This window comes from Nocardioides sp. LHG3406-4, assembly GCF_049897745.1.
In the GTDB taxonomy this organism is placed as follows: domain Bacteria; phylum Actinomycetota; class Actinomycetes; order Propionibacteriales; family Nocardioidaceae; genus Nocardioides.
The window spans coordinates 94,531-106,212 of the sequence record NZ_JAFCWV010000001.1 but is presented as its reverse complement, the minus strand read 5'-3'; the positions used below and the strand labels follow the sequence as shown (position 1 = coordinate 106,212).

Sequence of the window (11,682 nt, the reverse complement as noted above, 5' to 3'; positions counted from 1 at the left end):
ACGCCTGCCTCGGCGGGTGCTTCAGTGGAAGGTCGCCAGCGACTCGACGGGCTCGCGGGAGGTCAGCTGACGGCTCAGCGGGTGCGTCGTATCGGCATGGCCGAGCGCCACGCCACAGATGACCATGTGATCGTCGGGGATGTCGAGCTCCCGTCGTAGCACCGGGGAGAAGTCGAGGAACGATGCCTGGGCACAGGTGTCCAGGCCGAGGCTCCGGGCCGCCAGCATGAGTGCCTGCAGGAACAGACCGGCATCGATGAGCGCGCTGTGCTGCGGGTGACGGCTGACCGTGAGGATCAAGCCCACGGGGGCGCCGAAGAAGTCGTAGTTGCGTCGACGGTAGAGCTCGCGGGACTCGGTGTCGGTCGCGGGGATGCCCAGCGTCTCGCCGTACAGCTTCTCCCCGAAGGTTCGGCGGCGGGTCTTGAACGGCTCCAGCCACGAGTCCGGCGCAGGCTGGTAGGGGTAGTCGCCCTCGCCCCGACCCTCGGCGACCAGCGCCTCGAGGATCGCCGCGCTCAGCCGCTTCTTGCTCGCACCGGTGAGCACGTGGACGTGCCACGGCTGGATGTTGGAGTTGCTCGCCGAGCGCGCCGCGAGGCCCAGGAGGCGCTCGACCTGGTCGCGGGGGACCGGCCGGGGCAGGAACGCCCGCACGCTGTGCCGGCCCAGGAGCGCTTCTTCGACGGTGCAGCCCTCGGACGGGGACGGCATCACCGCGTCCTCTGGTTGGTCCTCGACGGCGGGCTCTCCCCAGGGGCTCGAGAGGCGATCCTGCTCTTCGCAGCGAAGGGTCGGACTCATCGCGCTGATCATTGCGCCGGCGCCTCGATGTCATAGGAGATGCGGCCCGCGGGCAGGTAGAACAACGCGATCAGTGCGCCACCCCGGACCTCCGGGTAGTGATGGCTGCCCGGGCCCGGCGCGGTCCAGCCGGCACCGGACCATCCCCGCGGGCCCGCGAGCTCCGCTCCCTCGTCGAGGGGGACCACCATGTTGAGCTCACCGTAGGGGTGCTGGTGGTACTGCCCGCGGAACGGCGCGACGCTGTCCATGTACACCGCGGTGATACTGAAGTAGTGCAGCTCCTCGCTCGGGTCGGCGATCCTGCTGCGCCGGTAGTGGGGGCCGTCCACCTCGATGTTGGCCGCCCATCCGTCCGCCACTCCCTGGGTGATCAGCCGGGAGACGTTGTCGTAGAAGTCGGAGCCGGGCGCGTAGTTGGTGTTGAGCCACTCCTCGAGGGTCTCGCCGGCGGTCCTGTTCTTCAGCTCGGTGAGGAAGGGGATGCTTCGCTCGATGAGCTCGCGTTGTGCGTCCACGATGTACTCCATTCCTAGCGGGCGTCTCGAAGGGATCGGCCCTTAGCCTTCGGGGATAGGTCGACTGTAGGAGCGGACTTCCGTTACAGTCAATGACTGTAACGTAACAATCTTTGCGAACAGGGGATGATCGTGGCCATGAGCGACACCGACGCGCCGCAGACGAGCGCTCAGCGTGGGGGACGACCGCGGGATCCGGAGCTCGACGAGGCGATCATCATCGCGACCCGCCGTCGGCTGGTCGAGGACGGCTACTCACGCATGAACATCGGGGACATCGCCACCGATGCGGGCGTGACCCGACCGACGGTCTATCGGCGTTGGCCGGGCAAGTTCGACCTCGTCATGGACGCTCTGGACTGGGGTTTTCGCGCTCAGCGGAACTCCTACCCGACCACCAGCCTGGAGGACGTGCCGCCGCAGCAGGCGCTCACCGAGGCCATCAAGCGGCTGGACCCGTGCTACTTCAACCCCGATGCCATGGTCCTGATGGGCAACTTCATGGCCGAGGTCCGGCGTACTCCCGAGCTCCTCGCGATGGTCTGTGAGCACGCGGTGGAGCCGCGGGTGAGGCTGCTCGAGGGGGTGCTCTCCAGCCTGCAGGAACGCGGCCACGTGCGCGACGACGTCGACGTGCGCACGATCTCCACCATGTGCTTCGGCGCGTACTTCGCTGCCTTCCTTCGCAACGACGACCACGCGGACGGCCTGGCCGAGCGCCTCTCGTCCACGATCTGGCCGGCCATCGCCGTCCCGGGGGACGCCGCCTAGCACGGCCGTCGCCCCCGCCCTCAGGAGGCGTTCGCCGCCTGCAGGGACGAGGCGTCCCGGAAGATCGACACCCAGGTCTCGAGCGAGCCGAGCAGGTGGTCCATGCCGCCGTCGATGGCAGCGTTGGGCACGAAGGTGCGCTCCTGGCCGTCGTCGTGGATGAAGCTGGAGACCAGGGGGATCGGGACGTCGTCGGGCAGGGCGATCAGCTTCACGGCCGCGAGGACGGGCTTGATGGCCTGGGCGGCCCGTGCGCCACCGGCGATGCCGCCGTAGGTCACGAGACCGACCGGCTTGTTGGTCCACTCGTGGTAGAGGTAGTCGATCGCGTTCTTGAGCTCGGCGTTGTAACCGTGGTTGTACTCGGGCATGACGATGATGTAGCCATCGGCCCGGTCGATGACGTCGCTGAACGCGTGGGTGTGCGGCCGCGTGTAGGTGCGCGCCCGCGGGTTGTTGGGCTCGTCGAGCATCGGGAGGCCGGCGTCCGCCAGGTCGACCACCTCGACCTGGAAGCTGCCGAGGGCCTCCGCCTTGGCTGCCGCCCACGCGGCGACGGCGGGGCCGACGCGCCCAGGGCGGGTGCTGGCGATGATGACCTGGACGATGGGCAGGGTGACAGGCATAGGTGGGTCCTCGCTCGGCGGAAAGTTACGTTACAGGTCTTGACTGTAACGTAATCATCGGCCTAGCGTCTGTGATGCGCGACACCAGGACAGACACAACCGGCTCAGCTGGCCGGCGGTGTCTGACCGGGGGCTGGCAGCCGTCGCGATCCACGAGGACCGGCGAGTCCTCCTCCACGAAAGTTGATCGCCCATGGCCATCCATGCAACGTCTGAAATTCGCCCGCTCACGTCCCGGCGCATGCTGCGCCGCGTGGCCGGGGCCTCGCTGGTCGGCACGACCATCGAGTTCTACGACTTCTTCATCTACGGGACCGCGGCCGCGCTGGTGTTCGGTCCCCTCTTCTTCCCCGCCCTGGGGGAGTCCGCGGGCACGGTGGCGTCCTTCGCCACCTTCGGGGTCGCCTTCTTCTTCCGGCCGCTCGGTGCCATCTTCTTCGGGCACCTCGGGGATCGCCTCGGTCGCAAGAAGACGCTCGTCGCGACCCTCACGATCATGGGCGTCTCGACGGCAGCGATCGGTGTCGTGCCCACCGCAGCGACCTGGGGTTGGGTCGCGCCGGTCCTGCTCGTCGTGTTGAGGGCCGCCCAGGGAGTGGCGGTCGGCGGTGAATGGGCCGGCGCCGCGCTGCTGACCGCGGAGTACGCCCCCGCGCACAAGCGAGGGTTCTACGGCATGTTCCCCCAGCTGGGCGCGGGCATCGCGATGGCGCTCTCGGGTGGCACCTTCCTCGCGGCCAGCCTGACGCTGAGCCCGGCCGACTTCGCGAGCTGGGGCTGGCGGATCCCCTTCCTGCTCAGTGGGGTCCTGCTGATGGTCGGCCTCTACATCCGGCTCAAGATCGAGGAGACGCCGGCCTTCACGGCGACCCGCGACCGCGACGAGATCGTGAAGCTCCCGATCGTCGAGGCGGTGCGCTTCGAGTGGCGCCGCATGCTGCTCGCGGGCGGGGCCCTGACGATGAGCTTCGGGTTCTTCTACGTCGTCTCGGTCTACCTCACCAGCTACGCCGGCAACGCACCCGGCGTGGGGGTCCTGGGGCTGACGCGGACCACCGTCCTGGTCGGTGGCAGCTTCGCCGGGCTTCTTCTCTGCGCGACCGTGGTCGCCTCTGCGCGGGCAGCCGACACGTTCGGACGCAAGCGGGTGGTCCTGGTCGGCACCGTCGCATCGATCTTCGCCGGTCCGCTGGCGTTCCTGGTCATGGAGCCGGGCAACACCGCCAGCTTCGTCGTCGGCATCGCGGTCCTGGTCGTGCCCTTCGGCATCCCCTACGGTTGCGCCGCGACCCTCCTGCCCGAGCTCTTCCGCACGAAGTACCGCTACACGGGTGCCGGCATGGGCTACAACCTGGCCGGGATCCTGGGCGGCGCCATTCCGCTGATCATCGCGCCGAGCCTCACCCAGGCGTACGGCGGAATGGGTGTCGGCATGTACCTCGCCGCCCTGGGCGTGATCAGCAGCGCGTGTGTCCTGGCGATCCCGGAGACCCAGCACGTCGACATCTGCGACGACGCGCCCCGTGCGGCGCCTGCCGACGCGGTGCGTCCTGTCGACACCTTCGTGGAGGGTGTCCGGCGCGGGGACATGTTCGCCTCGCCGGTCGCTGCCGAGACCGCACGCCGGACCCGGTAGCCGCGACGCGACGCGGAGCCGCTCGACGCCGGCGCTTGCCTCAGGGCAGGCGCCGGCGTCGAGGCGTCTTCTGAGGTGATCTGAGGGCCAATGGCGGCGAAAGAGCAGCCGGGACCTGGGCGGCGTGACGACGACGCAGGCGGGTGGCGGCCCCGGCCCGCCTCTGGTCAGCGAGCGGCCGCGGCGAGGGCGTCGGTCATGCGGCCGAGGAGCAGATGCCGCTCCTGCTTCGTCGGGGCGAGCTCGGATGCGCGCTCCAGCTCTGCTGCGGCATCCGCGTGCAGGCCGAGGCGGGACAGGAGGTCACCGCGGACGGCTCCGAGGAGGTGGTAGCCGGCCAGTCTGCGATCGTCCAGGAGGGACTCGGTGGCGTCGAGTGCGGCCTGGGGCCCGTCGACGTGGAGGAGGGCGACGGCTCGGTTGAGCTCGACGACCGGCGAGGCGGTGAGCTGGAGGAGGGCGTCGTAGAGGGCGAGGACCGCTGTCCAGTCAGTGTCGGCGAAGGTGGCGGGCCGTGCGTGGCAGGCTGAGATCGCGGCCTGCAGGGAGTAGGGCCCGAGGGGGCGGGCCAGGGCGAAGGCGCGGTCGAGCATGCCGAGGCCGTGGTCGATCAGGGTGCGGTCCCACCGGCGGCGATCCTGGTGCTCGAGCTGGACCGGGATGCCGTCCTCGTCGACGCGAGTCCGGAACCGCGAGGCCTGCAGCTCCATCAGCGCGACGAGGCCGAAGACCTCGGGTTCGGTCGGCAGCAGTCCGGCGAGGACGCGTCCCATGCGCATCGCCTCCACCGCGAGGTCGACGCGGACGACGGTGTCGCCCGAGGAGGCTGAGTAGCCCTCGTTGAAGATCAGGTAGAGCACCTCCAGAACCGCGCGGAGGCGGTCGGGAAGGTCCTCGGCGGTCGGCGCCTCGACTGGCACGCGGGCCTCGGCCAGGGTCCGCTTCGCGCGCGAGATGCGCTGACCGATGGTCGCCGAGGGCGCGAGGAACGCGCGGGCGATCTCGTCGGTGCTCAGGCCCCCGAACAGCCGCAGTGTCAGGGCGACCCGGGCCTCGGGGGAGAGCACGGGGTGGCAGGTCGTGAACACCATGGTGAGCAGGTCGTCGGGGATCGGCGCGAGTGCCTCGTCGCTGACGTCCGGGAGCTCGCCGGCGTGCCCGGCGACGAGGAGCGGCGCCTTCTTGCGGGCCGTCTCCTCACGCCGGGCACGATCGATCGCCTTGTGCCACGCGGTCGTCATCAACCACGCGCCCGGCCGCGGCGGCATCCCGTCGACGGGCCACTGCTCCAGGGCAGCCACGAACGCCTCGGAGGCCAGGTCCTCCGCGATGTCGAGGTCTCCGATGCGTCGGGCGAGTGTGGCGATCAGCTGCGGCGCCTCGATCCGCCACAGCGCCTCGACCGAGTCACGCAGCTCCATCATCAGGCCGTCGTCTGTCCCGGACTCATTGCGAGGCGCGGTTCTGCAGCTCTTCAACGCTGGCGAGCGTCTCGGCGTCCACGGTCTCGGCGAAGTCCTCCATGTCGAACAGCGGACGAATCTCCAGGATCTGCGAGTCGCCGTACGACGGGTCGAAGGGGCACCGCTTGGCCCACTCGACAGCCTCCGCCATGGAGCTGACCTCCCAGATCCAGTAGCCGGCGATGACCTCCTTGGACTCGGTGAACGGGCCGTCCACGACCGAGGTCCCCGCCGCCGAGAACGAGACCTTGGCACCAGCCTCGGTGGGCTTCAGGCCCTCGCCGCCGAGCATGATGCCGGCGTTGACCAGCTGCTCGTTGAAGGCGTGCATCTTCTCGAACATCTCCTGGGTCGGCTGTCCCTTGCCCTCGTCGGCAGCATCGCCCTTGGTCATGACCATCACGCGCATGGTTCGGTCCTTTCGTGTCAGTCGCGGCCGGCCGTGCGGCGCAGCAGGTCGGCAATGAAGGTGGGGTCGACGGACGCGCCTTCACGGAAGTCGACGACCTTGCGGTCGCCGGACCCCAGCGAACGGAGCAGCCCCGGCACTGGCTCGACGTCCGCCGCGTCGAAGACCATGAACGACACCTTAGTGGCGGCCACGTGCAGGACGGCGAGGTTCCGGCCGTCGGCGGTGAAGTGCGGCTTGCCGTACTGCAGGGTCTCCCCGGCCTCGGGAAGCGTGCTGTGCACGGTCGCTCGCAGGGCGGTGCAGACGGTGTTCTGCCAGGGCAGAGTGGCGTCGATGTAGGCGCTGACGTCGTTGTTCATCCCCTGCCCCTTCACGCGGCGGTGACGCGGTAGGACAGGACGACGAGACCCGAGTCGAACGTCGTGGTGTCGACGTGCTCGAGGCCGGTGCGGCTCTCCGGTCGGAACACGGGCTCGCCGTCGCCCTTGATGACCGGGCAGACCCACAGACGGTACTCGTCGAGCAGGCCCGCGGTGGCCAGGGCGTCGGTCAGCCGGCCGTTGCCCCAGATCAGGACATCGCCGTCCCCTTCCCGCTTGAGCTGCTCGATGCCGTCGAGTAGGTCGCCGCCAGGAACCACGGTGGTCGGGCCCCAGGCCGCGCTGTCGACGGGCTCCGAGGCCACGACGTACTTGTCGATCGAGTTGATGTGATCGGCGAACGGGTTGCCCCCCATGTGCGGCCACGCCTGCGCCATGCCCTCATAGGTGACCCGGCCGAGCAGCAGAGCACTCGCGCCGAGCGTGAGGTCGAGGGAGTACTGCTGGGCGCCGGCGTCGGTGTACTGCAGCGACCACTCGTGCGGGTTGTCGATGAATCCGTCGAGCGTGGTGTAGGTCGAGGCGATGATGCGTCGCATGTGAGACTCCGTCCGCTGGTGGACCAGCCGCTCTGGTCCTCACCCGTCCTTCGTGCGAGCCCCAGGTTCTTCGACAACTTGCTGGAAAAGATTCTGGAGACGCCTTTCACACGGTTCGTCTCGCGCCTCGGTAGAATCAGGAAGGATGGCATCGCAACGCAGCGGGCTCACCAACTCTCAGCAAGGCCGTCTGTGACTGCGACCCAGAGCAACGACGAGCCGAGGGCGCACCCGACGACCGAGACTCGCGTCGGAGCGTTCTCCTACGACACGGTGTCGGGCGTCTGGGACTGGGACGACGAAGTGTTCCGCATCCACGGACTGCAGCCCGGGGCGATCACCCCGACGACCGAGTACATGCTCGCGTGCAAGCACTCGGAGGACCGCGAACGCGTGGCTGGGTCTTGGCCCGAGCCGCGATCGACGGCGCGCCGTTCAGCATCTCGTATCGCCGCAACGCCTCCGACGGCGTCGAGCGCAAGGTCCTGCTGGTGTGCGAAGGCGGCTTCCGCGAGGGAGTGGGTCGGGACGTCACTGCCATCAACGGCTACTACGTCGACCTGACCGAGGACTTCCGCCAGGAGAGCGAGAAGCTCGCCCAGGAGGCGGTCACCGAGTCGGCACGACACCGGGCGACCATCGAGCGAGCCGTGGGCTGCCTCATGCTCGCCTACGGCCTCGACGCCGAGCAGGCCTTCGATCTGCTCCGCTGGTGGTCCCAGAACAAGAACGTGAAGGTCCGCGACCTGGCCAAGCGCCTCGGCGACGCCGCCAGCGCCGGCGCCACGAGCGACGTCGGGATGCGCAAGACCTTCGACGTGCTCCTGCACGACCTCCCCGCGGAAGAGGCACCGACCAGCTGACTGTCGGCGCCGGCGTGGAAGGTTAGAGGTCTCCCCAGCCGGCGGTCGCCCGGTGTCGTCGCGCCCGAGCTTCGCGTCAAAGCCGGGTGTCCGATCGTGTGTAGCGAGAGGTCGACCTGCAGCGGGAGGCCCATCTCGTACGCCGGATCGCCGGACGCGCGGTGAACACGGTGGTGGGGAAGTTGGTCGCCCGGGTTGCCCGCTCCAGCCGCCGGCGCTGGTCTGCGAGCTGGTCGAGCGGATGCTCAGGACGAGCGGACGCCGCATCGACATCAGCCAGCCCTTCGTCGACGCCATACTCCCCGAGGGCCACCGGCTGCACGCCGTGCTCGAAGGCATCAGCCGTGGCTTCTCCGCCGTCAAGATCCGCAAGCAGGCCGCACAAAGCCCCTATTCACCTATGGGAACTCGGAGTGCGGGAGCGATCAATCAAGGCGAATTGAAGTGACACCCGTTGGCTGAACACCTCCAGAATTGGCATAGCGCCATGGAAGGAGGGCCCGGATGGGCCGACGGAGCCAGTACCCCGAGGAGTTCCGGCTGCGTGCCGCGCAGCTGGTCATCGACAGTCATCGCAGCATCCGCGATGTCGCCAACGAGCTGGGCATCAACCCCGAGACGCTACGCAACTGGGTGAACGCGGCCAAGCGACAGCAGGCCGCAAGACCGGCCGGGTTGTCCTGTGATGAGCGTATGGAGCTGGCGCGGCTACGTCGCAAGGTCGCCGAGCTTGAGCCGGAACGAGAGATTCTGAAAAGAGCCGCGGTCTTCTTCGCCAAGGAGACGGCGGGTGGCCGCGGGCAGGTGTGTGCGTTCATCGCCGCGGAGAAGACCATCTATGGAGTGCGTCGTCTGTGTCGGGTCTTCAGCATCAGCCCGACCACCTTCTTTGCCTGGGCTCGACGCGGTGGCGGCCCGACGCCGGCCGAACTGGACGAGCCTATGCGATCCACGCCCTTCACGGCGCGTGGGTCGAGCACCGCCGCACCTACGGCGCCCGTCGGATGACCGCGGAGATCAACCACCGCGGCCATCCCTGGAACCGCAAACGGGTGGTCAGGCTCATGCGCCTGGGCGCGATCGAGGGCGTGCACCGCCGGCGCCGCGGCAAGTACGGGAAGAAGACCGGCTCGACCGCGACCGCACCGGACCTGGTGCAGCGCGAGTTCACCGCCACCGCACCCAACCAGCTCTGAGTCACCGACATCTCCTACCTACGGTCCTGGGAGGGCTTCGTCTACCTGGCCGTGGTCGTCGATGCGTTCAGCCGCAAGGTCGTCGGCTGGGCGATGGTCGACCACCTGCGCTCCGAACTGGTCCTCGACGCCGTCGGCATGGCCATCCACACCCGCAGACCCGAGCCCGGGCTGTTCCACCACACCGACCGCGGCAGCCAATACACCTGGTATGAGTTCGGCAAGACCCTGTGCGCCTCCGGCCTGCTCGCCTCCATGGGCCGGGTCGGATCCGCGTTCGACAACGCCATGGCCGAGAGCGTCTTCGCCACCCCGAAGACCGAGCTCGTCCACCGCCGGGCCTGGCCCAGCCACCACGAACTGCAGATGGAGGTCTTCTCCTACCTCGAGGGCTTCTACAACACCCGACGCCGGCACTCCCGACTGAACAACCTCAGCCCCGACGACTACGAGAAGATGCACCTGACACACAACGAGGTGTGCACCTGACGGGTGTCACTTCACGGGTGGCCTAAGCCGGGGTGAACGTCATGGCGTCATTCGACGGCTGGCTTGAGGAGAAGTCGGCCACTGGAGCCGGCTCGTGCGCCTGCGACGAGATCTCGAGCTGATCCTCGGGGCCACATCTCCTTGGACGCGAAGGCCCACCTTCGTCACAGCTCGGGCACGACCCGACCCTTCCGGCCATGACACATATACCCCACTGCGGCACCGCGACGGCCCGCTGAGTGAGTGTTAGTTCAGTCTCCACCAAGGTGTCGTTTTGGATCTCTAGCCAAACACGGGACCGGGCCCTAGCGTCAAATGCGTTGAGGGGCACCGCCTCGGCGGTGCCCCTCAACACTCACTGTAACTCTCACGAGGCGGCCATTGCCGTGGCGCCTCATCAGCGACTCTGAAGGAGTCATCATGAAGGGTATCTCAATGCGCCGGGCCTCGCGGTCCGGTGTGGCAGCGCTCGCCGTCGCGGGCCTGGTCTCGTCGCTCGGTGCGGTGGCCCTGTTGGCCGCTCCGTCGGCGAACGCGGTCGGCACCATCAACGACGTCGTGATCAACGAGGTCGAGTCGAACGGCGACGCGACCAACGGCGACTGGATCGAGCTGTACAACAACAACCCGACCGACAGCGTCAGCCTCAACGGCGCGGTTCTCACCGACAACGACAACAGCCACGTCGTCACGATCAGCGGGACGATCGCACCACACGGCTACGCCACCTTCCAGACGGACGCCTCGGGCCCGCAGGGTGACTTCGGTCTCGGCGGCGCCGACGCGGCACGTCTGTACGCCTCGGCCGCCGCGGTCGGGGGCACCCCGGTAAGCTCGTACACGTGGGCCACCCACGCATCGACGACCTACGGTCGCTTCCCGAACGGGACCGGCCCCTTCGTCACGACGACGGCCAGCACCCACAACGGGCCGAACTCCTACGCCGGGTCCGTGAACCCGAGCCCGGCGGCGCTCCTCAACAAGATCAAGATCAACGAGGTCGAGTCCAGCGGCGACGCGGTGAACGGCAACTGGATCGAGCTCACCAACGTCACGGGGGCCGCGATCGACGTGTCCGGGGCGATTCTGTCGGACAACAACAACGGCCACATTTTCACCATCCCGGCCAGCACCACCATTCCGGCTGGCGGATACAAGGCGTTCGTCGTGCAGGACGCTGCCGAAGTCGGGGCATTCGGCCTCGGTGACGTCGACTCGGCACGCCTGTTCGTCGCCGGCACCGTGGACCTCGCGACGGCGACCCCGGTCGACTCGTTCTCGTGGAACACGCACTCGCCGAAGACGTATGGACGCGTCCCTAACGGCTCAGGCGCCTTTACGAACACGGCGGCGGCCACTTTCGGAACGGCCAACGGCTCGGCTGCGACACCCCCGTCGCTTGCCGGCAACGTCGTGATCAACGAGGTCGAGTCGAACAACGACTCCACCAACGGTGACTGGGTCGAGCTGTACAACAAGAGCGGGGTCTCTCAGGTGATCGCCGGTGCGGCCATCTCCGACGCTGACAACACTCACGTGTTCGGCATCCCGGCGACCACTCCCGCTCTGGCTCCGGGGGCCTACAGGGCCTTCCGCGTCGACGACCCGGCGGTCGACGGTTCGTTCGGCCTGGGGAACGTCGAATCGGCGCGGCTTTTCAACGCCGGCACGATCAATATCGCCACGGCGACACCGGTCGACTCCTACAGCTGGACGTCGCACGCGACCACGACCTACGGGCGCATCCCGAACGGCACCGGCGCGTTCACCACGACGTCGGCCGGCACGTTCGGCTCTGCCAACAACTGATCGTCGCGCATGACTGACAACTGAATAGCTCCACCGGTGCTGCCGGGGTCTGCGGACCCCGGCAGCACCCATGTACGCACCGCCCAAAGGGCTGACGACAAGCGTTCGTCACCTGTCTTCGACCTGTTTCCTCGCCGTCCGCGACAGACGGCCTACCTTCGAAGAGTTGTGCCAAT

General features: G+C 68.2%; 15 protein-coding genes. 8 read left to right on the top strand and 7 right to left on the bottom strand.

Going from position 1 to position 11,682, the window contains the following annotated elements; genetic code table 11:
- Positions 1–21: 21 nt before the first annotated feature.
- Complete coding sequence (locus tag ACP7BP_RS00460; protein ID WP_426241447.1) at positions 22–714, bottom strand: nitroreductase; 693 nt, start codon at positions 712–714, stop codon at positions 22–24.
- A 98-nt stretch (positions 715–812) separates the two neighbouring features.
- Positions 813–1,322, bottom strand: a complete 510-nt coding sequence (locus ACP7BP_RS00455) for a DUF4863 family protein (protein ID WP_426241445.1) — start codon at positions 1,320–1,322, stop codon at positions 813–815.
- Positions 1,323–1,460: 138 nt separating this feature from the next.
- On the opposite strand from ACP7BP_RS00455, the gene ACP7BP_RS00450 reads away from it, so the two are divergent.
- Positions 1,461–2,093, top strand: a complete 633-nt coding sequence (locus ACP7BP_RS00450; protein WP_426241443.1) for a TetR/AcrR family transcriptional regulator — start codon at positions 1,461–1,463, stop codon at positions 2,091–2,093.
- Between the two features lie 20 nt (positions 2,094–2,113).
- Here ACP7BP_RS00450 and ACP7BP_RS00445 read toward each other — a convergent pair whose 3' ends face one another.
- The gene (locus tag ACP7BP_RS00445) at positions 2,114–2,719 is read right to left on the bottom strand and encodes an NADPH-dependent FMN reductase (protein ID WP_426241441.1); all 606 of its coding nucleotides are present in this window, start codon (positions 2,717–2,719) and stop codon (positions 2,114–2,116) included.
- A 253-nt stretch (positions 2,720–2,972) separates the two neighbouring features.
- Between ACP7BP_RS00445 and ACP7BP_RS00440 the strand changes: the two genes are divergently transcribed.
- On the top strand, positions 2,973–4,355 hold the full coding sequence (locus ACP7BP_RS00440) for an MFS transporter (RefSeq protein WP_426241439.1): 1,383 nt from the start codon (positions 2,973–2,975) through the stop codon (positions 4,353–4,355).
- A 167-nt stretch (positions 4,356–4,522) separates the two neighbouring features.
- Here ACP7BP_RS00440 and ACP7BP_RS00435 read toward each other — a convergent pair whose 3' ends face one another.
- From ACP7BP_RS00435 to ACP7BP_RS00420, 4 genes are read right to left on the bottom strand one after another with little or no spacing between them, the layout of a single operon-like run.
- A complete protein-coding gene (locus ACP7BP_RS00435; RefSeq protein WP_426241437.1) occupies positions 4,523–5,779 on the bottom strand; it encodes an RNA polymerase sigma factor in 1,257 nt (418 codons plus the stop codon).
- 22 nt (positions 5,780–5,801) lie between these two features.
- Positions 5,802–6,227: a YciI family protein gene (locus ACP7BP_RS00430; protein WP_426241436.1), complete on the bottom strand. Its 426-nt coding sequence runs from the start codon at positions 6,225–6,227 to the stop codon at positions 5,802–5,804.
- Between the two features lie 17 nt (positions 6,228–6,244).
- A complete protein-coding gene (locus ACP7BP_RS00425; protein WP_426241434.1) occupies positions 6,245–6,589 on the bottom strand; it encodes a DUF1801 domain-containing protein in 345 nt (114 codons plus the stop codon).
- Between the two features lie 11 nt (positions 6,590–6,600).
- Complete coding sequence (locus ACP7BP_RS00420; RefSeq protein WP_426241432.1) at positions 6,601–7,149, bottom strand: dihydrofolate reductase family protein; 549 nt, start codon at positions 7,147–7,149, stop codon at positions 6,601–6,603.
- Between the two features lie 404 nt (positions 7,150–7,553).
- Here ACP7BP_RS00420 and ACP7BP_RS00415 point away from each other — a divergent pair, with 404 nt between their 5' ends.
- From ACP7BP_RS00415 to ACP7BP_RS00390, 6 genes are all read left to right on the top strand, one after another.
- The gene (locus ACP7BP_RS00415) at positions 7,554–8,012 is read left to right on the top strand and encodes an ANTAR domain-containing protein (protein ID WP_426241431.1); all 459 of its coding nucleotides are present in this window, start codon (positions 7,554–7,556) and stop codon (positions 8,010–8,012) included.
- Between the two features lie 241 nt (positions 8,013–8,253).
- Complete coding sequence (locus tag ACP7BP_RS00410; protein WP_426241430.1) at positions 8,254–8,460, top strand: hypothetical protein; 207 nt, start codon at positions 8,254–8,256, stop codon at positions 8,458–8,460.
- A gap of 56 nt (positions 8,461–8,516) precedes the next feature.
- Positions 8,517–9,020 carry a transposase gene (locus tag ACP7BP_RS00405; RefSeq protein ID WP_426241428.1) on the top strand — a complete coding sequence of 168 codons (504 nt, stop codon included), beginning with the start codon at positions 8,517–8,519 and terminating at the stop codon, positions 9,018–9,020.
- The gene (locus ACP7BP_RS00400) at positions 9,017–9,208 is read left to right on the top strand and encodes an IS3 family transposase (RefSeq protein ID WP_426241426.1); all 192 of its coding nucleotides are present in this window, start codon (positions 9,017–9,019) and stop codon (positions 9,206–9,208) included. Before ACP7BP_RS00405 ends, ACP7BP_RS00400 begins: the two co-directional genes overlap by 4 nt.
- Positions 9,209–9,217: 9 nt before the next feature.
- Positions 9,218–9,697 carry an IS3 family transposase gene (locus ACP7BP_RS00395; protein WP_426243363.1) on the top strand — a complete coding sequence of 160 codons (480 nt, stop codon included), beginning with the start codon at positions 9,218–9,220 and terminating at the stop codon, positions 9,695–9,697.
- A 420-nt stretch (positions 9,698–10,117) separates the two neighbouring features.
- Complete coding sequence (locus tag ACP7BP_RS00390; RefSeq protein ID WP_426241424.1) at positions 10,118–11,506, top strand: lamin tail domain-containing protein; 1,389 nt, start codon at positions 10,118–10,120, stop codon at positions 11,504–11,506.
- The last annotated feature ends 176 nt before the right edge of the window (positions 11,507–11,682 follow it).

Excerpts from the sequence above, each read along its gene's own strand:
- ACP7BP_RS00460 (WP_426241447.1), bottom strand. The coding sequence starts at position 714 with ATGCCGTCCCCGTCCGAGGGCTGCACCGTCGAAGAAGCGCTCCTGGGC.
- ACP7BP_RS00450 (WP_426241443.1), top strand. The coding sequence starts at position 1,461 with ATGAGCGACACCGACGCGCCGCAGACGAGCGCTCAGCGTGGGGGACGA.
- ACP7BP_RS00445 (WP_426241441.1), bottom strand. The coding sequence starts at position 2,719 with ATGCCTGTCACCCTGCCCATCGTCCAGGTCATCATCGCCAGCACCCGC.
- ACP7BP_RS00435 (WP_426241437.1), bottom strand. The coding sequence starts at position 5,779 with ATGATGGAGCTGCGTGACTCGGTCGAGGCGCTGTGGCGGATCGAGGCG.
- ACP7BP_RS00430 (WP_426241436.1), bottom strand. The coding sequence starts at position 6,227 with ATGCGCGTGATGGTCATGACCAAGGGCGATGCTGCCGACGAGGGCAAG.
- ACP7BP_RS00425 (WP_426241434.1), bottom strand. The coding sequence starts at position 6,589 with ATGAACAACGACGTCAGCGCCTACATCGACGCCACTCTGCCCTGGCAG.
- ACP7BP_RS00420 (WP_426241432.1), bottom strand. The coding sequence starts at position 7,149 with ATGCGACGCATCATCGCCTCGACCTACACCACGCTCGACGGATTCATC.
- ACP7BP_RS00410 (WP_426241430.1), top strand. The coding sequence starts at position 8,254 with ATGCTCAGGACGAGCGGACGCCGCATCGACATCAGCCAGCCCTTCGTC.
- ACP7BP_RS00405 (WP_426241428.1), top strand. The coding sequence starts at position 8,517 with ATGGGCCGACGGAGCCAGTACCCCGAGGAGTTCCGGCTGCGTGCCGCG.
- ACP7BP_RS00400 (WP_426241426.1), top strand. The coding sequence starts at position 9,017 with ATGACCGCGGAGATCAACCACCGCGGCCATCCCTGGAACCGCAAACGG.
- ACP7BP_RS00390 (WP_426241424.1), top strand. The coding sequence starts at position 10,118 with ATGAAGGGTATCTCAATGCGCCGGGCCTCGCGGTCCGGTGTGGCAGCG.